This window comes from Bacteroides sp. HMSC067B03 (genome assembly GCF_001811315.1).
GTDB classification, from domain to species: Bacteria; Bacteroidota; Bacteroidia; order Bacteroidales; family Bacteroidaceae; genus Bacteroides; species Bacteroides faecis.
This window is the reverse complement of sequence record NZ_KV804225.1, coordinates 99,766-120,869: the sequence shown is the minus strand read 5'-3', so window position 1 is coordinate 120,869 and position 21,104 is coordinate 99,766. Positions and strand designations below refer to the sequence as shown.

The 21,104-nt window shown below is 44.6% G+C and carries 11 protein-coding genes; 6 read left to right on the top strand and 5 right to left on the bottom strand.

Annotation, left to right across the window (positions count from 1 at the left end; all coding sequences use genetic code 11):
- Positions 1–328: 328 nt before the first annotated feature.
- A complete protein-coding gene (locus tag HMPREF2794_RS00580; RefSeq protein ID WP_070750537.1) occupies positions 329–1,276 on the bottom strand; it encodes a tyrosine-type DNA invertase cluster 3b in 948 nt (315 codons plus the stop codon).
- Between the two features lie 271 nt (positions 1,277–1,547).
- Entirely contained in the window at positions 1,548–2,519 is a 972-nt protein-coding gene (locus tag HMPREF2794_RS00575) for a type I phosphomannose isomerase catalytic subunit (RefSeq protein WP_010537664.1), read from the bottom strand.
- A gap of 228 nt (positions 2,520–2,747) precedes the next feature.
- Between HMPREF2794_RS00575 and HMPREF2794_RS00570 the strand changes: the two genes are divergently transcribed.
- From HMPREF2794_RS00570 to galK, 3 genes are read left to right on the top strand one after another with little or no spacing between them, the layout of a single operon-like run.
- Positions 2,748–3,845: an aldose epimerase family protein gene (locus tag HMPREF2794_RS00570; RefSeq protein ID WP_070750535.1), complete on the top strand. Its 1,098-nt coding sequence runs from the start codon at positions 2,748–2,750 to the stop codon at positions 3,843–3,845.
- Positions 3,846–3,898: 53 nt separating this feature from the next.
- Positions 3,899–5,209 (top strand): sugar MFS transporter, encoded by a 1,311-nt coding sequence (locus tag HMPREF2794_RS00565; protein ID WP_010537662.1) that lies wholly within the window; start codon positions 3,899–3,901, stop codon positions 5,207–5,209.
- A gap of 42 nt (positions 5,210–5,251) precedes the next feature.
- A complete protein-coding gene (gene galK, locus HMPREF2794_RS00560; RefSeq protein ID WP_008760656.1) occupies positions 5,252–6,406 on the top strand; it encodes a galactokinase in 1,155 nt (384 codons plus the stop codon).
- 118 nt (positions 6,407–6,524) lie between these two features.
- Here the strand turns inward: galK and HMPREF2794_RS00555 are convergent, their stop codons facing one another.
- The 3 genes from HMPREF2794_RS00555 to HMPREF2794_RS00545 are packed head-to-tail and all read right to left on the bottom strand — an operon-like array spanning position 6,525 to position 11,040.
- On the bottom strand, positions 6,525–7,469 hold the full coding sequence (locus tag HMPREF2794_RS00555; protein ID WP_171033392.1) for a glycoside hydrolase family 43 protein: 945 nt from the start codon (positions 7,467–7,469) through the stop codon (positions 6,525–6,527).
- 22 nt (positions 7,470–7,491) lie between these two features.
- A complete protein-coding gene (locus tag HMPREF2794_RS00550; protein WP_070750531.1) occupies positions 7,492–9,474 on the bottom strand; it encodes an alpha-L-arabinofuranosidase C-terminal domain-containing protein in 1,983 nt (660 codons plus the stop codon).
- Between the two features lie 24 nt (positions 9,475–9,498).
- Positions 9,499–11,040: an arabinan endo-1,5-alpha-L-arabinosidase gene (locus tag HMPREF2794_RS00545; protein WP_010537659.1), complete on the bottom strand. Its 1,542-nt coding sequence runs from the start codon at positions 11,038–11,040 to the stop codon at positions 9,499–9,501.
- A 155-nt stretch (positions 11,041–11,195) separates the two neighbouring features.
- On the opposite strand from HMPREF2794_RS00545, the gene HMPREF2794_RS00540 reads away from it, so the two are divergent.
- The 3 genes from HMPREF2794_RS00540 to HMPREF2794_RS00530 all read left to right on the top strand — a co-directional run bounded on the left by HMPREF2794_RS00540 (position 11,196) and on the right by HMPREF2794_RS00530 (position 21,100).
- Complete coding sequence (locus tag HMPREF2794_RS00540; RefSeq protein ID WP_070750542.1) at positions 11,196–15,458, top strand: hybrid sensor histidine kinase/response regulator transcription factor; 4,263 nt, start codon at positions 11,196–11,198, stop codon at positions 15,456–15,458.
- Between the two features lie 229 nt (positions 15,459–15,687).
- Positions 15,688–17,997, top strand: coding sequence for a LamG domain-containing protein (locus tag HMPREF2794_RS00535; RefSeq protein ID WP_229112883.1), 2,310 nt, complete (start codon positions 15,688–15,690; stop codon positions 17,995–17,997).
- A 19-nt stretch (positions 17,998–18,016) separates the two neighbouring features.
- Positions 18,017–21,100 carry a SusC/RagA family TonB-linked outer membrane protein gene (locus tag HMPREF2794_RS00530; protein ID WP_070750529.1) on the top strand — a complete coding sequence of 1,028 codons (3,084 nt, stop codon included), beginning with the start codon at positions 18,017–18,019 and terminating at the stop codon, positions 21,098–21,100.
- Positions 21,101–21,104: the final 4 nt, after the last annotated feature.

Genomic DNA, 21,104 nt, shown 5'->3' with positions numbered 1-21,104 from the left:
GTTACTTCTTAGGTAACGGAAAAAATCATAACTATACTGTACCAAAAGAGAAAAGTTAAAAACAAAGACAAATAAATGAATGAGGGCGTGTACACCCTAAGAGAAGGGGTATATTCCAGTGGAAATTAGGTATATAAGTGGCTGGACATAAAAATAAGCATTTTTCATGTCACAATATATTTTTGCCTTATATTTCGGATAAAACTAAAAAAAATGTGGTTTTATTTGTTCTCTATTTATGTTTTTGTCTATCTTTGCGTCAAAATCAATTCCGTTACCTAAGAAGTAACATACATACTTTAGTGTTGATTATTAAAACTTTGAATATTTACACCCGAGAATTCGGAGCACTCCTCACGTAATATAAATTCATTCGATTTACTTCCGTGCGCTCCCGCAGTTCAAAACCCTTCAAGTAGATTTGTGTCGTCTTTATTGATTTATGTCCCAACAACTCGCTAATCATTTCAATGGAAACTCCCCGATATTTTGCCGTAGTAGCCCAAGAATGACGAAGCGTATAAGAAGTCACGGGAGAAGTAAGGCGCAAGGCCTTCGCAAGCCCTTTCAGCCGATTATTAAATCGACGGAGAGCAGACTGATATTCGCGGTAGCCACTCTCATCTTTACGCTTCTTATCTCCCGAGAGGATATTAAATAGGTAGTCGGGACAATTCGGATGAGGAGGCTGACGATTGCGAAGCTGATTAATCATATCTTTAGCTGTATCCAGGATTTCTACGCTTATAGGCGTTTTGGTCTTGACGCGATTGTATCGAATGACATTCTGTTCTAAAGATGATTTCTCCAGATGAGCCAGATCGGCAAAAGACATTCCGCAGAACTGAAACATCAAAGCAGCAATCATTTGCGTATTCCGCAGATAATCTGACTTGGGATCTTCATAGAGAAGTCTGCGAAGCTCACCTACAGGCAATGCCTTCTTCTGACGAACATCCACACCCGTATACACCTCATGAAACAAACGGTGCACATATGGAGCACTACCGGCTTCCACCCCCCGATTGTAAATGCTCCGAAGCATACGCATATAGGTAGAAACGGTGTTGGGCTTTAAACCGGCTTCATAAAGATACTCCCCATAACGCCGCAAACGCTCGCGGGTGATGTATCTGAAAGCTATACTTTTTGTGCCACAAAACTTGGTAAAAGAGAAAAGGGCATTCTTGTAAACATGGGCAGTAGAATAGCGCCCTTCTTTTCGTAAACGACCGATATACAACTCTGCACAACGGCTAAATCCATTTTTATTCATCTTATATAATCACTAGTAATTTTATACAAGTATAAGACGAAAAAAGCGATTTAACAACAGATTTTTAAACCTTTCCAAAAAATATCAAAAATAAAGTGGAGGTAAAATCCGGCTAATACCATAAAATAGCAAACTAAGGAAGTACATAATGCTTTTCATTAATCTGTTTGATGGCTTCTTCAGCACACCTTTCTTTCTATAACGCAAAGCAGGCGAGAAAGTTTTTCTCGCCTGCCCGGTCTATACTTTTATCAATAATATTGTCTATTATTTATACGTATGTTTCCAGCAATTTTACGTTTCCAGCTTCCGGAGTAATTGTTACATCCTGTGTGGTAGCAGGAAGCAGAATAGATTCTCCAGCACCTACTTTCAGTTCATTACCTTCATTGTCTTTTATCCTGCATGCACCTTCCATACAAATGAAGATCACGAATGAATCGAGTTCTGAATAATCACAGCTGATTTCTTCGGTCATATCATACACGGAAGTAGTGAAGTACGGACAAGCTACAAGTTCCACCGGCTCATCTTTCACTGCCTCGTATTTGGTACGGTAATCATCCAGCACCTCGTAATTGATGGCCTCACGCGCCAGGTCGGTATGCAATTCACGAGTCTTTCCGTTTGCATCCTTACGGTTGAAGTCATAGATACGGTAAGTGATGTCCGAAGTCTGCTGAATTTCGGCAATAAACGCACCGGCACCAATACTGTGAACACGTCCGGCAGGAAGGAAGAATACATCTCCCGGCTTAATCTCATACTCCTGCAACACATCGGTGATCGTATTGTTCAACACACGCTCTTTATATTCTTTCGGGGTGATTTGCTCGGAAAAGCCAGAACGCAGCTTCGCTCCTTTATCAGCATCCACTACATACCACATTTCCGTTTTACCCATTGAGTTGTGTCTCTTCTTTGCCAGATCATCCGCCGGATGCACCTGGATAGACAGATCCTGCTTCGCATCGATGAATTTAATAAGCAACGGGAATTTGTTACCAAAACGAGCATAATTCGCTTCGCCAACCAGTTCCTCGCGATATTTTCTCACCATATCAGCCAAGGTTAAACCTTTGTCCGGGCCATTAGCCACAACAGATTCATTGTCCTCTACGCCGGAAATCTCCCAGCTTTCTCCTACTCCTTTCAAGTCTGAGTTCAAATGCTTGAACGGAATAATTTTGTCGCCCCCCCAAAGCGTCTGCTTCAGAATAGGTTCGAATTTTAATGGATACATTTTTGTTTTTCTTGTTAATAAACTTAGATTAAATTCTCCCGGATTATTATAATCCGGGAACAAACATACGAAAAAATGTTCACTTTAAAAGAAAAGAAGGATGAAAAATACAGAAACCTAAGTGAGAACGCTAAACTTTCCTAAACTACCCACTATATTTAGCCGGAATAATTTGTGAGTAACAAAGAATTTACCTTTATTTGCAAGAAAATTTTAAGAATACCAGACATGAATAACACATTCCCAACAGAAGAGAATCTATCAGGGCTCAGCCGGAAAGATTTCCAAAAGGAGATAAATGATAAAGAAACTGATTTATTTATCCTCAAAAACAAAAAGGGAATGGAAGTCGCCGTAACTAACTACGGATGCGCCATTCTCGCTATCATGGTACCGGATAAAAATGGAAAATATGCAAACGTTGTCCTCGGACACGACAGCATAGACCACGTTGTCAACAGCCCGGAACCATTCCTCAGCACTACTATCGGACGCTACGGCAACCGTATCGCCAAAGGAAAATTCACTTTGTATGGAGAAGAGCATGAGCTCACTATCAATAACGGACCCAACTCCCTGCACGGAGGACCCACCGGTTTTCACGCCCGCGTCTGGGATGCCGATCAACTGGCTGAAAATATAATCCAATTCAATTATATCTCAGCCGACGGCGAAGAAGGTTTCCCGGGCAACCTGGAGGTTGAAATGGTTTATCGCCTGGAAGAAGAAGAAAATGCATTGGTTATCGAATATCGTGCCACAACGGACAAAGCTACTGTAGTCAACCTGACTAATCACGGTTTCTTCAATTTGGCTGGTATCAGCAATCCTACTCCTACTATCGAAAACAACATTGTTACTATCAACGCTAATTTCTATACGCCTATTGATGAGGTTTCCATCCCGACTGGAGAAATTGCCAAAGTAGAAGGTACTCCGATGGACTTCACCACTCCGCATGCCGTAGGTGAACGCATCAACGATAAATTCCAACAACTGATTTACGGTGCCGGATATGACCACTGCTATGTACTGAACAAGATCGAAACAGGTTCACTGGATCTGGCTGCTACTTGTTTCGAACCGAATAGCGGTCGTACCATGGAAGTATATACTACCGAAGCCGGCGTACAGCTTTACACCGGTAACTGGCTGAACGGATTCGAAGGTGCTCACGGAGCAACATTCCCTGCAAGAAGCGCTATCTGCTTCGAAGCACAATGTTTCCCCGACACTCCGAACAAACCTCATTTCCCCTCGGCTACTTTATTGCCGGGCGATGAATACCAGCAGGTGACTATCTACAAATTCGGTGTGGAAAAATAAAAGATAAAAAAATAACTAACCTAATTTTATAAACTAACATTTTTAATAGAACCATGACACAAGAAAAAAAGAATGGAAAAATCATTGCCATTATCACGATGATTTTCCTTTTCGGTATGATTTCATTCGTTACTAACCTCGCAGCTCCTATGGGTATTGTGCTGAAGAACCAATTCGACGTATCCAATGCTTTGGGTATGCTGGGAAACTTCGGTAACTTTATAGCTTATGCAGTAATGGGTATCCCCAGCGGTATCTTGTTGCAACGTGTGGGATATAAGAAAACAGCACTTATCGCAGTAGCTATCGGTTTTATCGGCGTAGGTATCCAGTTCCTGTCCGGTCATTCAAGCCCTGAGATGGCTTTTGCCGTTTATTTGATTGGTGCATTCGTAGCAGGTTTCTCTATGTGTTTGCTTAACACTGTAGTAAACCCGATGTTGAACAAACTGGGTGGTGAAGGTAACAAAGGTAACCAGCTTATCCAGGTGGGCGGCTCTTTCAACTCTGTAATGGCTACCATCACTCCGATGTTCGTTGGTATCCTGATCGCCGGATCTATCGAAAAAGCTACTATCTCTCAGATTTTCCCTGTAATGTACACCGCAATGGCTGTGTTCGCTTTCGCTTTCTTCGTACTTTTGTTTGTACGTATTCCGGAACCAAACGCTGCTACTACAACTGAACCGATCAGCACACTGATGAAAGGTGCTTTGAAGTTCCGTCACTTTGTATTAGGTGCTATCGCTATCTTTGTATATGTAGGTATTGAAGTAGGTGTACCGGGTACTCTGAACCTGTTCCTTACTGACCCTGTAGAAAAAGGCGGTGCCGGTATCGCTTCTACTATCTCCGGTTTCGTAGTAGGAACTTATTGGTTCCTGATGTTGATCGGTCGTCTGGCCGGTGCTTCACTCGGTGCAAAAGTTTCCAGTAAAGCGATGCTTACATTTACATCTGGACTGGGATTGATTTTAGTATTCCTTGCCATCTTCTCTTCTACAGGAACATTGGTTAATCTGCCTGTACTTCAACAAAGTGCAACCGGCGGTTTGTCATTCGGTTTTGCAGAAGTGCCCATCAACGCTATGTACTTAGTATTAGTCGGTTTCTGTACTTCTATCATGTGGGGTGGTATCTTCAACCTTGCTGTAGAAGGATTGGGTAAATATCTTGCTGCTGCTTCCGGTCTGTTTATGGTACTGGTATGTGGTGGAGGTATCCTGCCTGTTATCCAGGGATGGGTAGCTGACGTTGCCGGTTTCATGCCAAGTTACTGGGTAATCATCATTGCTCTGGCATACTTGCTGTACTATGGTCTGGTAGGTTGCAAAAATGTAAATAAAGATATTCCAGTAGAATAAAACTCTGAATTTAAATTATTCACCTTATAAAATTGATTTATCATGGATATAGAACACGTAAGAAGTCGCTTCATTAAGCATTTTGATGGAACTACAGGATTTATATATGCCTCTCCGGGTCGCATCAACCTGATTGGCGAACATACTGACTACAACGGTGGATTCGTATTCCCCGGAGCTGTGGACAAAGGTATGCTTGCTGAAATCAAACCGAACGGCACTGACAAAGTAAGAGCTTATTCTATCGACCTGAAAGATTATGTAGAATTTGGCCTGAACGAAGAGGATGCTCCCCGCGCAAGCTGGGCAAGATACATTTTCGGTGTATGCCGTGAAATGATCAAACGTGGCGTAGACGTGAAAGGATTCAATACTGCTTTCTCCGGTGATGTGCCTCTGGGTGCCGGTATGTCTTCTTCAGCTGCTTTGGAAAGTACATATGCTTTCGCTCTGAACGAACTGTTCGGTGAAGGTAAGATCGATAAATTTGAATTGGCTAAAGTGGGTCAGGCTACTGAACACAACTATTGCGGTGTAAACTGCGGTATCATGGACCAGTTCGCTTCTGTATTTGGTAAAGCAGGCAGCTTGATCCGTCTGGACTGCCGTTCACTGGAATACCAGTATTTCCCATTCCATCCGGAAGGTTATCGCCTGGTATTGATGGATTCAGTAGTGAAACACGAACTGGCTTCTTCTGCTTACAACAAGCGTCGTCAGAGCTGCGAAGCTGCTGTTGCTGCTATCCAGAAAAAACATCCGCACGTAGAATTCCTGCGTGACTGTACAATGGATATGCTGGAAGAAGCTAAGGCTGACATCAGTGCTGAAGACTATATGCGTGCCGAATATGTAATCGAAGAAATCCAACGCGTACTTGACGTTTGCGACGCGCTGGAAAAAGACGATTACGAAACAGTAGGTCAGAAGATGTACGAAACTCACCACGGTATGAGTAAATTGTACGAAGTGAGCTGCGAAGAACTTGACTTCCTGAACGATTGCGCTAAAGAATATGGTGTAACCGGTTCACGCGTAATGGGTGGCGGCTTCGGTGGTTGTACTATCAACCTTGTCAAGAACGAACTGTATGACAACTTCGTTGAAAAGACAAAAGAAGCTTTCAAAGCTAAATTCGGCAGAAGTCCGAAAGTATACGATGTGGTAATCGGTGACGGTTCTCGCAGAGTAGAATAAGCTATTATTCATCAGAATAAATAAGAAGGGCGTCTTTCCGGAATGGAAGGACGCCCTTACTTTTCAATTAACAAAAAAGCTAAAACCTATTATCTAACCTAACCCTATAATTTACTGTTTATTGTACGCCTTCCGTTGTCATCTGAATGCGTTTCATGGTACCATCCTCGTTATAATACAAGCGGTCTATGCAGACAGAACGACGGAAACTGCCTCCGGCTGTATTGATGCTTCCATTATGATAAATGAAATACCAGTCGCCCTTGAACTCGATAATAGCCTGATGATTGGTATTGGAATTGCCGGCTATCTCATTAAGGATGCCTTTGTATTCCCAAGGTCCGGTAATGCTACGGCTCATGGCGTAACATATCTTTTCCGGAAATTCAGAAGCATATGAAAGGTAGTACCAGTCTCCACGCTTATGTATCCACGGAGCTTCCGTATATCGGGGCAGATGAACCGGTACGATAGGACCATCCAGCTCAATCATATTCTTTTTCAGTTTGACATAGTAGCATTGGGTATTCCCCCAATAAAGATATGCCTGTCCGTCGTCGTCAATAAAAACAGTCGGGTCGATATCTTCCCAGGAGATCTTGGTAAATTCGGTCGTCATATCATTGGTGATCAGTGCGGAACCACGGGCATCCACAAAAGGACCGACAGGCGAATCAGATACGGCTACGCCTATGGATTTTCCGTGAATAGTGCCATGTTCCACTGTCACATACCAATAGAACTTTCCGTCACGTTCTATCACCTGACTAGCCCATGCTTCCCCTTTTGCCCAACTGAAATCTTTGGCTTTCAAAGGAACTGGATGCTCCGTCCATGTCTTCATATCGGGAGACGAGAATACACACCATTCATTCAACTGGTAATGTTCTCTGGGAGGAGGACATTCGTCATGTCCGGCATAAATGTACACCTTACCGTCATGCACCATAGCACCCGGATCGGCTGTATATTTATATTTTATGATGGGATTGCCATTGGCTACAAAAGTAGTGTCATTCTGCGCAGACAGCCCGGAAAAGGCTGCCAATGCGCATGAAATCATAACTAGTTTAACGCTATTCATTTTATTTCTTCGTGAATTTATAAACTGCAAATGTGTTCGGTCCGAGTTCGGTGGTTAACGCATGACCATTGATCGTTACCGGTGTCTCCTGCGGAGTGATGGCAAACGGTTGTTCAAGCGTATTATCTTTGTCCTGATCGAGTGAACTAAGAGTGATGCAACGTCCTTCGGACAATACATCCTGCTTTTTCAGACCTTCGAAAGTCAAGGATACAGGCTGTGTCTTATCGGAAGTATTAGCTACTTTGACAATCAGTTCGTTCTTATCCTTATCATAGACTGCACTGGCAAAAAGTCCGTTTTGTCCTTCCGCCCCCGTTACCGGTTTCTTGTTCATAGTGAGAGGCAGTACATTCGTTCCTTTGTTCTGTGCGTACAGCTGCTGCACATAGTAACTTACGGTACGCACCGAGTTGAGATTATCAAACCAGATCATGTCCGGACGCCATTGCCATCCCTCTACATGAGCGAAAAGCGGCGCATAAGTAGCCATATGTACGATATCGGCATTGCGTTCCAATCCGGTCATGAAGGCTGCTTCGAGCAAGGCAGCATGGAAGTGGTTCCATTTCTTTCCTTTTCCGTGACAAGCATATTCGCCGGCAAATACTTTCGGTCCTTTGCGGTCATAGTTATCATAGCGTGCTCCCTGACTGAGGAACCAGCTTTCGGGACGGTAGAAGTGTTCGTCTACCAGATCAGCTTTCAGACGTTTCATCTCAGGCCACAGGTAATCGAATTCTTTTCCTTCGGAGTTCGGGCCGGAACTGCCTACAATCATGATTTCCGGATGTGCCTTGCGAAGAGCCTTGATAAACGGTTCGAGACGTTCGGGATACTCTTTTCCCCACTGTTCGTTACCGATGCCCAGATATTTCAGATTGAAAGGTGCCGGATGTCCCATATCGGCACGTACTTTCCCCCAAGTCGTGTTCACGTCTCCGTTGGCAAATTCGATCAGATCAAGTGCATCCTGAATATAGCTGTCCAGATCGCAAACTGCTACGTGAGCTTTTTCTTCATTGTTCTGATACTGACAGGCAAGCCCGCAGTTCAGGATCGGAAGCGGTGCCGCTCCCATTTCTTCAGAAAGAAGGAAATACTCATAGAATCCCAGTCCGTAGCTTTGATAATAATCCGAATAGAAACGATGGGTAAAAGTATATTGCCAGCGATTTTCGTTCAATGGACGGTTTTCTACCGGGCCCACGGATTTCTTCCAGTCATAACGGGTTTCGAGATCCGTACCTTCAACGATGCAACCACCGGGAAAACGGAAAACTCCCGGATGAATATCCGCCAAAGCCTGCGCAAGGTCTTTGCGAAGACCGTTCTCATGCCCCTTCCAAGTATCGACAGGGAAAAGAGAAATATGCTCCAAGTCTACCGTACCCTGGGAAGCAAGGAAAATACGAAGCGTTGCTTTGGGATTGGTAACACCCGCTTTTAAGATTACCTGATATTTCTTCCAGTCTTTGGAATCAATGGTCAGTGTCTGAGAGGCAAAAGCCTGATGTTCGCCCATAGACTTGGTATCTACAAGTTCCACACGTATCTTTTCACCTGTACCTCCGTGCGGCAGACGTGCCCATACGGAGAAGCGGTATTCTTCACCTTGCTTAACCCCGATGCCGAAGAAGCCTTCATTATCCAGTCCGGTATGCTTGTGGGCATGTCCCGGATTATCAAGACGCACATAATGCGGATTGCGTTCAAAAGGACCGTCATCCTGCAAAGTCACCTTTCCATAAGTCTTCCATCCCATCAGACGCTGGGGAAATTCGAATGAACGGTTCTTTACCAGTTCGGCATAAAGTCCGCCATCGGCAGCATAATTGATGTCTTCAAAAAAGAGTCCGTACATTGTCGGCTGGATTTCAGCACCCAACTTCTTAGCCTGGATCACCATTTCATTGGTTTGTGCATGAAGTGCCATGCCGGTAGATAAGGCTAATGCAGCCAGTAATTCTGTGTATCTTCTCATGGTTTTCAATAAAATTATATATAGTTATTTGATTCTTTTTCCCCAGACAGAACGTCCCCGGCTATCGAGTCCGGTAAAGAGAATTGTTTCGGTTTCGTTCTCCCAATCGTGTCCTGCAAAGATAACCAGATTCTCAATCTTCTCCGAGTTCAAATCTACCATTAATAGATGTTTTTCGGTCAAAAAGGACCATTTTCCATTCATTTGAACTATATTCCATTCGTTATCGGTCATCTGCCCTTTGCACGTGCCGTCTTTTGCCAAAGTCATTCGGGTGGACAGGTTCCACTCCTTCTCTTTCAGTTCTCCTTCTCCCCATAAAATCTGTCCGGCTTCCAGCTGACGTTCGTATGCCGGTTCCTGCACTCGTATGATTTCCCATTCACCGACCAGATCTTCTTTGCTGAATTGACGCGAAGCAGTCCCTGCATATCTCTCGGGAGAAGCGACTGGCCAGCCTTCGGGAGTGAAGAACAACTGCCGTATATGCAACACCATTAACTGATTTTGCGGTGACAGACGTCCCTGATGCGCCATAAAATAGTTTCCCTCATTATCTGAAAAGACAGCACAATGTGCAGTACCCGCCCATCCGGTATGATTCTCAAAACGGTATGGTGCGGTCAGTATCGGAAAATTATTGGTTGTATCCTTCACTGCCTTACCGAAATAGTCCGTAAACGGACCTTCGGCGGCATCCGAACGGCTGACACGTACATTATAAGTCGTCATCAGCGGATCATAGGAAGTGAAAAGATAATATTGTTTCAGCTCCGGATGATAGATAATTTCCGGTGCTTCGAGATTATCCTTCCGATAGTTGGCACGTCGTGCTACAAGGTGGCCCCAATCGCCTTCGTTTAAAACCAATCCGGTTTCCGGATTCAGTTCGACGCAATACAGACCACCGAAGAAGGAGCCGTAGTGCATCCACCATTTACCGGTACTCTCGTCGGCTATAACACTTGGATCGATGGCATTCATCGCGGTAGAATCATCTGTTTTAACGATACAGCCCTTCTGCGTCCACGGCCCTTCGGGAGAAGTTGATTCGGCAAGTCCGATATAGGATGTCTTACGTCCGAATGCGGATACGCAATAGTAGAGGCGGTATTTATCTTTATAAGGAATGATATATGGTGCCCAGATATTAGTTGCTCCCTGCCCATTCGCATGAGATTGTACCCATTGGACAGCTTCTTCCGGTATTTCCGGAAATGCCCATCCCAGAAACTCCCAGTGTACCAGATCCTTGGAACGGCGCATCTGGATAAATCCCAACGGCACGCCTTTCTCTCTCGCCTCTTTCCGGTTTTCACCGAAAATTGCATCTGTAGAATACATATAGTAATAGTCGCCCAACTTCCGGCAGGACGGATCGTGTACATTGTATGTTCCCCATTGACGGTAATCTTCCATTTTGGCTACTGATAAATAATTATCATCCCAAGGATTAGCAGAAGGAGTCGGAGTAAACACGGCAGAAGTGCAACTTGCAAAGAAGCTGCCTGCTACTAAAAGAACTGGCAAAAACAAGTTTTTCATAATATCTGTGTATTCGTTCATCAATTATGCTACAAAAATACGTCCCGTTTCCCCTATGAAAGGTGGACATACGAACACGATTGGTGGACAATCCGATAATCTGCTGAAAAGAAGTTCTTCTCATTTTTGTGATTGAAGAGATTCTTCTAACTTTGCCCTTATTAATACGTACATATATGAAAAAACACCTACTTATATACCTTATAATATATAGTATCTGTTCACTGGCCGGGCAGGTTCGGGCACAGGAACGTTTTGCCGACCGCTATAATATTACGTATGTGACCATGAACGAGGGGCTTCCACATAATTTTATCGACGATCTGTACAAAGACAGCCGGGGATTTATGTGGATTTCGACTGCCGGAGGCGGGCTTTCCCGTTATGATGGCTATGAGTTTGTAAACTACACTCCCAATAATCACCAATGCAAACTAAAAAGCAACTTTATACGCAATGTCTGTGAAGACGCCTTCCAACGCCTTTGGATCGTCTCCGAAGGGGGAACGGATATTATTGACTTATCCACTTTAAAACCGATTATCCCCCGTGACCCGAAAGGGATACTTCCAAAGATACTGGAACTACCGGCTACCCGTATCATGAAAGATACGCAAGGCTGTATCTGGCTTCATTGCGACAATGCCCTTCACCGTATCGAATTCAATGACAAAGGAGAAGTGCAAATCCTGTCTACCCTCAGTCCCGTCTATCTGAATGGTCCGGACATTGCTCTGAAAGACATTGACGAGGATGGAAAAATATGGATGGGAAACAATGGAGAAATACGAAAAGTGGCATTAAGTCCGCAAAAGAGACTGATAACCATCCCCATAGCCGACTGCCTGAAGTTCGAAACGGGAACTTATATTTCGGATTTCCTCTGCAAAGAGAATGAAGTCTGGATCTCCAGTGACCGCGGACTATTCCGTTATAATAAAAGCGGCAATGTGATAAAACGATATGAGCATGATTCCGGCAATTCCTATTCGCTATCGCAAAATTACCTGACAAGTTTAGCTATCACCAGCGACAAACAGTTAATCGTCGCGACGCTACGTGGCATTAATATCTACAACCCGATGACGGATAATTTTGAACGTATAGCCTGTGACCTTCCGAATGGCGGTACCAATCTGCTGAACAGCAACTTTATTAATTGCATATTGACTGATGGAGAGCATATCTGGTTCGGTACGGAAACCGGAGGTATCAATCTGTTAAATCCACGACAACTATCGATACGGAGCTACCGACATGACAAGGAAAACCCGTCAAGTCTATCCTATAATCCTGTCAATGCAATTTATGAAGATGCATACGGAACCTTATGGGTAGGGACAGTGGAAGGCGGACTGAACAGAAAAGAACGGAACAGCGAAGATTTTACCCATTATACACGTGAACACGGAGGACTGAGTCACAATTCCGTCAGTGCCCTGACTTCCGATGCCGACAACCACCTATGGATTGGCACATGGGGAGGAGGTCTCAACCTGCTTGATCTGAAAGCTCCCCGACAGATACTGGAGGTAATTTCCTCACAGACCGGCGGAGGCTTTCCGATTAACTTTATCGGAGTATTGAATTATGACCCTATTAATGAAGGTATATGGATAGGCGCCAATCAAGGACTCTATTTTTATGATCCGGTAAAAAAGGAAATAACTGCTCCGTTACCGGATAAGGCTGCTGAAAATATTCATGGCTGTATCGGTTCCATTATTGATAAGGAGGGTAAACTTTGGGTCGGTTGTCTGGAAGGGGTTTATATCATCGATCTGCATTCCCGTTCCTCTAAAGGAGAATTCCAGTACAGGCACCTGAACTACAAACTGGACGATCCGTCCTCCCGCCTGATTGAGAAAATAACCTGCTTTTATCAAGGTAAGGACGGTACTTTATGGCTGGGCAGTAACGGATATGGCATTTATCAACGAAAAATCGATGCTCAAGGAAAAGAACAGTTTATCTCTTATAGCACAGCGCAAGGACTACCGAACAACAGTGTTCGGGGAATACTGGAAGATAACAACGGTAACTTATGGATCAGCACCAATAATGGACTCTCCTGTTATCATCAGGCAGAGAATCGCTTCATTAACTATACCATACAGGATGGTCTGATTGACACACAGTTTTATTGGAACGCCTCATGCGGTTCTTCTCATGACTTACTCTATTTCGGCAGTGTAGGCGGATTGGTTGCAATCGAAAGCAATCGTCCGGCGGCGTCTCTTCCGGCTGCCAAAGTCCGTTTCACCCGCCTGCGGATAGGTAATGAAGAAATATTGCCGGGCAGCGAATACCTGTCGGAAGACATTGCCATAACGACGGAACTGAGGCTGCATGAAAAAGAAAAATCTTTCTCACTCGAATTTGCAGCGCTCAACTTTGAGTCAAACAATACAGCCATATACAGTTATCGTCTGGTCGGTTTTGACGATAAATGGGTACAGATTCCGGGCAACCGTCGTTTCGCCAGTTATACGAATTTACCTCCCGGTTCATATACTCTACAGGTCAGATACACTCCTGATGGTGAGAACGAGGGAGAAAACATAACGGAACTGAAGATTACGATTGTACCTTATTTCTATAAGACTGTATGGTTCATTCTACTCACCATCGCATTGTTGTCTGTCAGTGTATGGCAATTCTATCAATGGCGCATCCGCAATCTGAAACGGCAGAAAGAATATCTGCACCGCACGGTAGAAGAGCGCACTCATGAACTGGAACAGCAGAAGCATCTGTTAGAGAATCAAACGGAAGAACTGTCGCGCCAAAATCAGATGCTGATTCAGCAGAATGAGAAAATCACGAGGCAGAAGGCACAACTGATTCGTATGTCCCGCAAAGTGCAGGAATTGACGCTTGACAAGATTTCATTCTTTACGAATATTACCCACGAATTCCGCACGCCGATTACTCTCATTATCGGTCCTATCGAACGTGCATTGAAATTAAGCTACAATCCGCAAGTCATTGAGCAATTAAACTTCGTAGAACGCAATTCCAAATATCTATTGTCTCTCGTCAATCAGTTGATGGATTTCCGGAAGGTAGAGTCCGGCAAACTGGAGATTGTGAAGACTCGGGGAAATTTTCTGAAATTTATCGATTCACTGATCACTCCGTTTGAAGTATTCGCCCAAGAGCGGAACATTGTGCTCAAACGCTATTACCGGATGGAGATGCCGGAGATTTTGTACGATGAGGAAGCAATGCGTAAGGTGGTCACCAATCTGTTGAGTAACGCTATCAAGTTTACTCCGAACGGGGGAACTGTGTCTCTCTACCTATCTGCTCTTTTCGCCAAAGACAGTGAAAAAGAGACTCTGTATATTTGTGTCAAAGACAGTGGTTCGGGCATCCCTGAGGAAGACCTCAACCGGATTTTCAACCGCTTCTACCAGTCACAGAATCAAGTGAAATATCCGGTATACGGACAAGCAGGCACTGGCATCGGTTTATACCTCTGCAAGCGGATTGTACAAATGCACGGCGGAGAGATCAAAGCATTCAATAACCGTCATGCAGGATGCTCTTTCCGCATCCTCCTCCCCTTGCAACGGGAAGAAGGAAAAGACGAAAAGACAATCATTATTGATCACAACGATTCGTCCTCAATCCCTGTTCAGGATTACGGCTCTCCCAAAGAGAAAGAAGCTTTAAATATGCTGGTTGTGGAGGATAATGCTGATATGCGGGGATATATCCGCTCTATTCTTCGTGAACAGTATCATGTGCTGGAAGCTGCAAATGGCGAAGAAGCGCTACATATACTTAACAGTAATCCAATAGACTTTATTATCAGTGATTTGATGATGCCTGTCATGGACGGAATCGAGCTGTCCCGAAAGGTAAAGGAAACATTTGCCATTTCGCATATTCCTTTCCTGATGCTGACTGCCAAAACCTCACAAGAAGCCCGACTGGAAAGCTATCGTATGGGAGTGGACGAATATCTGCTGAAACCTTTTGATGAAACATTATTATTGACCCGTATTCAAAATATTCTGGAGAACCGGAAACGATATCAGCGTAAATTTACACTTGATATGGACGTGGACATACTCAATATGGAAGAAGAATCCGGTGATAAGAAGTTCCTCAATCAGATAATGGAGGTTATCAAAGAGAACTACAAAAACTCGTATTTCGAAGTCAGCGATTTTTGTGAAGCCGTCGGGGTAAGCAAAAGCCTGCTGAACAAAAAACTGCAAAACTTAATCGGTCAGTCCGCCGGACAGTTCATCCGGAATTACAGACTGAACATCGCACGGGAATTGATTCTGAAGAATCGGGAAACAAAGAATATGAATATAGCGGAAGTTGCCTACGAAGTAGGATTCAATGATCCCAAATATTTTACAAGATGCTTCACGAAACATTTCAATGTGACACCAAGCGCACTGCTGAATAACGAAGAATAACTGATATAAGGGTTGCTATTATGAAACAATGATAGCAGCCCTTCGTCTTTAAATGAGCTGATTTTAAGAGACATCCATCCGAGATTATACTCGAAGTGTAAAAAAGACACTTATATAGTCGTTTATCCACCTCGAAAATTCATTTGTCCACCTTTAATATACTCATCGGTTGTATTTTTGCGACACTACAACGAGTAGAATTATTGTTGAACCATTAATATCAATATCTATGAAGACAAGGAAATGGCCGTTACTACTTATGGCAATTCTTACCGTTCTCAGCATGAGTTCTTGTCAGGATTGGGGAGAAGCCGATCCACCGGCAGGAAATCAAAAACTTCCGGCAAAGCCGGATACCTCCGCTAAATTAATAGCTGAATTTACATTTGACGAAGATTTCAACTCTACTGCCACCGAAGGCGAAACACCTGTATCGGGAGAAGGTTTTGCATACAGTGCAGATCAGGAGATACCGGAAATCGTACAGGATGACGAAAGAGAAAGTGGAGTTATGCACGCCAACGGCGGATATCTCCGCATTCCCAACCCTCTTATCGGTGCAGATATCCAGACAGGAGTCTCATTCAGTTTTTTCGTAAAGCCGACTAAAACAGACCATACAGGTGCACTGATCTCTTTCAGTGATGGAACGAACAAACTGTATTTCACTGCAAATGCTTTTCTGAGCTATACCGGCACAGGAGGCTATCTGGACGTAAATGATCCGGAAGTCAGTGTAACGAACGCAATACCTTACGGGACATGGCATTATGTTGCCTTGACTTTCACAGGGAAAGGATACGCCATTTATATCGATGGCACCAAGAAATACGATACCAACAACCATGCCAGCATCAGTTCCGGAAAGACAAGGGCTGTGAGCGTAGGTGACTTCGATTATTCCAATATGATCGATTTATTGTCATCTGCCACCTATATATATTTAGGCTATGGTTCGGATACGGAAACAGCCGAAGCCTATTACGATGATCTGAAGATCTGGACAAATACCTTCTCGGACAGCGATGCTCAGGGACCGAATATCGGTGGCGGAGTATATGTGCCGGATCCTGTTTATCAAGCTACTTTCGAAACGACTACCGGACTACAGATCATTGGCGGTGGCAGCTTTGTTACAGATGATAATAGCGCCTTCGGAACCGTATTCAAGAATATCCCCGGAGGAATGCGTCAGAATTACTTGTTGCTTCCGGAAGATGTTATGTCACATTCTGCCGAAACGAAGGAAATGTCTATCGGTATGTGGGTGAATGCGAAGGATGCCGGAATCTCATCCACTTATATGTGGTCACCATTATTCAGCGCTCACGGACAGGCACCGGGCATAGCAGGTACTGCCAATACAGACAACTGGCCTATGTTTGCATTGTATGTAAGAGGAACATTACAACTGAATAATGCCGGATGGTGCAACTTTGATGATGCACAGAATGTAAATGGTACCAATGCTCTATATCATGACGCCACTGACTGGTTAGCCGATCATGGGTGGCATTACTATACAGTAACTCTCACCGCTACTTCCGCCAAAGTATATATGGATGGCGAACTGAAGAACGAATGGCAGGTAGCAGGTACCGGAGATAACAATACAATTGAAGGTGCATTCATTTATGGTGCCAACTACAAATACATCACTTTAGGCGGAAATCAGGCGTTCGACTGGGGCGATCCCGATCCGGGATTCATGTTTGACGACTTCGCAGTCTATAACAAAGAATTGTCTCCGGAACAGATCAAGCAGATTATGGAAGACAAGACATTGGCTCTGCCGACTCCCGTCTACATCAATACCTTTGAAGAAGGAGCCGGAGATGCAAAAATCGTAGGTTCGGGCAAAATAGTTTCAGTGGAAGACAAAGGTTTCGGACAAATATTCCAGAACGTAGCCGGCTCTAAAGGCACTAATTATCTGATGTTGCCTCAGGATGCTCTTTCCCACTCCGTAGAATCTCAGGAAGTGAGTATCAGTGTATGGGTGAATGCCAAGAATGCCGGAGGGTCGGATGATTACCGTTATTCACCGCTGTTCACAGCGTACGGAAATGAGCCGTCAGCAGGATCAGAGAATATATGGCCATTGTTTGTCCTGCAATCCCGCGGACTCGCCCAAATAAACTGTAACGGATGGACAGACTTCACCGCCGCACAGAACGAGAAAGGTGTCAACACCGTTTATTGTTCGGAATATGCAGCAGATGGAATCGTTTGTGAGGAAGACTGGCTGAAGGATCATGAATGGCATCTTTACACGGCTGTTCTCACGACTACCACCTGCAAAATCTACCTCGACGGAGAAGTCGCTAATTCATGGACAGTATCAGGCAGCGGTGACGGCAATACCATCTCCGGAATATTCACCAACGGTGCAGACTTGAAATACATCTCATTGGGCGGAAATCAGGCATGGACATGGGGCGATCCGGATCCCGGATTTATGTTCGACGACATCGCTATCTACAACAAAGCACTGACAATCGATGAGATACAGGCTATTATGAAAAAGAAAAAGAATTAAACCTTAAAGTTTAGTATACATGAAGAATTTTATACTGATACTCTGCCTCGCTACATTCAGCCAATGGGTGTATGCGCAGAACAAGCAGATCACCGGACGGGTAGTTGATACCAAAGGCGAAGCCGCCATTGGTGCAAGCATACTTGAGAAAGGAACTACAAACGGAACTATTACCGACTTTGACGGTAACTTCAAACTGACGGTCGGACCGAAAGCCGTGTTACAAATCAGTTATATCGGCTATAAGACACAGGAAATTCCTGTATCCAACAAGACGAAACTGAATATCACTATGGAGGAAGACACGGAAGTGCTGGATGAAGTCGTAGTGGTCGGTTACGGTGCGCAGAAGAAAGAGAGTGTGGTAGGTGCCATCTCGCAGGTTTCTTCCAAAGAACTGTTGAAATCTCCAGCAGCCAATATTTCACAGGCGATTGCCGGTAAGATTTCGGGTGTAATCACTTCTCAGACTTCCGGTGCGCCGGGGGCTGACGATATGAAGATTTATATCCGTGGCCGTGCTTCTTTCGCAGGAGACAACCAACCGTTGATTCTGGTAGACGGCGTAGAACGCGAGTTCTCACAGATTGCTCCGGATGATATCGAATCGATCTCTACGTTGAAAGATGCTTCCGCTACTGCCGTATATGGTGTACGTGGTGCAAACGGTGTGATGCTGATTACAACGAAGCGTGGTAAGGAACAGAAACCGACCGTCAGCCTGACCGCCAACTGGCAAATACAGTCCCCTACCCGCCAGGATACTTATCTGGATTCTTACAATTCGGTTGTATTATTGGAAGAAGCGCTGGCTAATGACGGACTACCTTCTCAATATTCGGCATCCGACATCGAAATGTATAAAAGAGCCTCAGCCGGACAACTCAACGGAATCGATGCCCTCCTCTACCCGAATGTAGACTGGTATGACACCGTTTTGCGCAACAGTGCACCGGCACAACGCTACAATGTCAATATACAGGGCGGTACCAAACGTATGCGTTACTTTACTTCTGCCGAATATTACAACCAACAGGGATTGTTCAAGGAATTCAGTCAGGACGAATACGGAAACAAGTCGAACTCAAGCTTCAAGCGTTTCGCTTTCCGTGCCAATCTCGACTTTCTGATGACCAAAGACCTGACTCTTTCAGTCAACTTCGGAACACGTTTCGAAGAACGCAGAGGCCCGAACTCGAATGAAGCGAGGGACGGATCCTACAGTCAGGCTTTTTACGAAATGAATCATACTCCGGGATGGTTGTTCCCGGTATCCTACACCGTGGGTGAAGGCGAAGACCAAAAGACATTATACAGCGGCAGCTCACAATATCAGAATAATATCGTAGCACGTTTAGCCAAAGCCGGTTTCTACCGCTCCACCAATACGATCAATGAAACAAATTTCATTGTGGATTATAAGATGGACTGGCTCACCAAAGGGCTGGCAGCAAAAGGAATGGTATCTTTCGACTACGACGCTTACTATATGCGTGCTTTCAATGCCGACTTTGCCACTTATGAGCTGAATGACCGTACTAATTATAATTCAATAGACGCTTATACCCAGTTCAATACAGATACGGAACTTGCTTATCTGGGCAATAACCAGACTACTACTTATAAACTTTATATGGAATTCCAGCTGAACTGGGCACGCAAATTCGGGAAACATGATATCACCGCTATGGCACTGTACAACCAGAATGACTACCGTTATCAGGCAGACCTTGCCGAACGCTACCAAGGACTGGTAGGGCGTGCCACATACGGCTACGACGACCGTTACCTGGCAGAAGTCAACTTCGGCTATAACGGTTCGGAAAACTTCATGCGAGGCAGACGCTTCGGTTTCTTCCCTTCTTTCTCCGTAGGATGGAGAATCAGCAACGAAGCTTTCATGAAAGGAACGGAAGACTGGCTGAACAATCTGAAAATCCGTGCATCCTATGGTGAAGTAGGTAACGATGTATACAAAGTGAATGGCGTAAAACAACGTTTCCTGTATCAGGCAGTGTGGACACAGATAGCCAACGACTATCACTTCGGAACAACCGGATATACCGGTATCTATGAAAGCCAGTACCCTAACTATGCAGTGACTTGGGAGCGTGCTCACAAATACAACCTGGGACTGGAATTTGGTTTATGGAACGGACTGTTGAACGGTAATATCGACGTATTCTACGAAAAGAGAAACGATATCCTGACTCCTTACCTCACCCGTCCGCAATGGGTAGGCGTCAATATGGCTGCCGGCAATCTGGGAGAGACCAACAACAAGGGCTTCGAAATCGAACTGAAACATGCGAACCATATCGGAAAGGACTTTACCTATAATGCAAGTCTGACTTTCTCACACGCCCGCAATGAAATCCGGAACATGGACGAACCCGCCACAAAGACAGCATATCGCAAACAGGAAGGTCATCCGATCAACCAATACTTCGGTCTGGTATGCGATGGTTTTGTGACCCAAGCCGACCTGAACAATCCCGATTTTCCGGTTTCTACTTTCGGCAACGTACAGGCAGGCGACCTGAAATACCGTGATATGAACGGAGACGGATTTATCGATAGCCGTGATGAAACATTTATCGGCTATAGCGATGTTCCCGAAAACACTTACGCCTTGTCTCTGGGATGCGAATACAAAGGCATCGGATTCAGCATCATGTTTCAGGGAGTAGATCATGTTTCCAGATATTATGATGCGGAAGCAATGTACGCTTTCGTGAATGGCGGTAAGGTAAAAGAACATCATCTGAACCGCTGGAATCCCAACCAGTCGGAAGCATACAACCTTACCCATGCCAGTTATCCGCTGCTCCATTATGACAGCTACGGCGACCATAACCAGCGTAAAAACTCGTTCTTCCTGAAAAACGGTAACTTCCTTCGTCTGAAGAATATCGAACTAAGCTACTCGCTTCCGGCCCGATGGATCAGAAAAGTAGCCATGAACGAATGCCGCGTCTATGTAAATGCAAACAATCTCATCACGTGGGATAAACTGGATGGTCTTTGCGATCCGGAAAGTGAAGGTTCCAACCGTTACCCGATTATGAAGACAGTGAACTTTGGTGTAAACATTAAATTCTAACAGA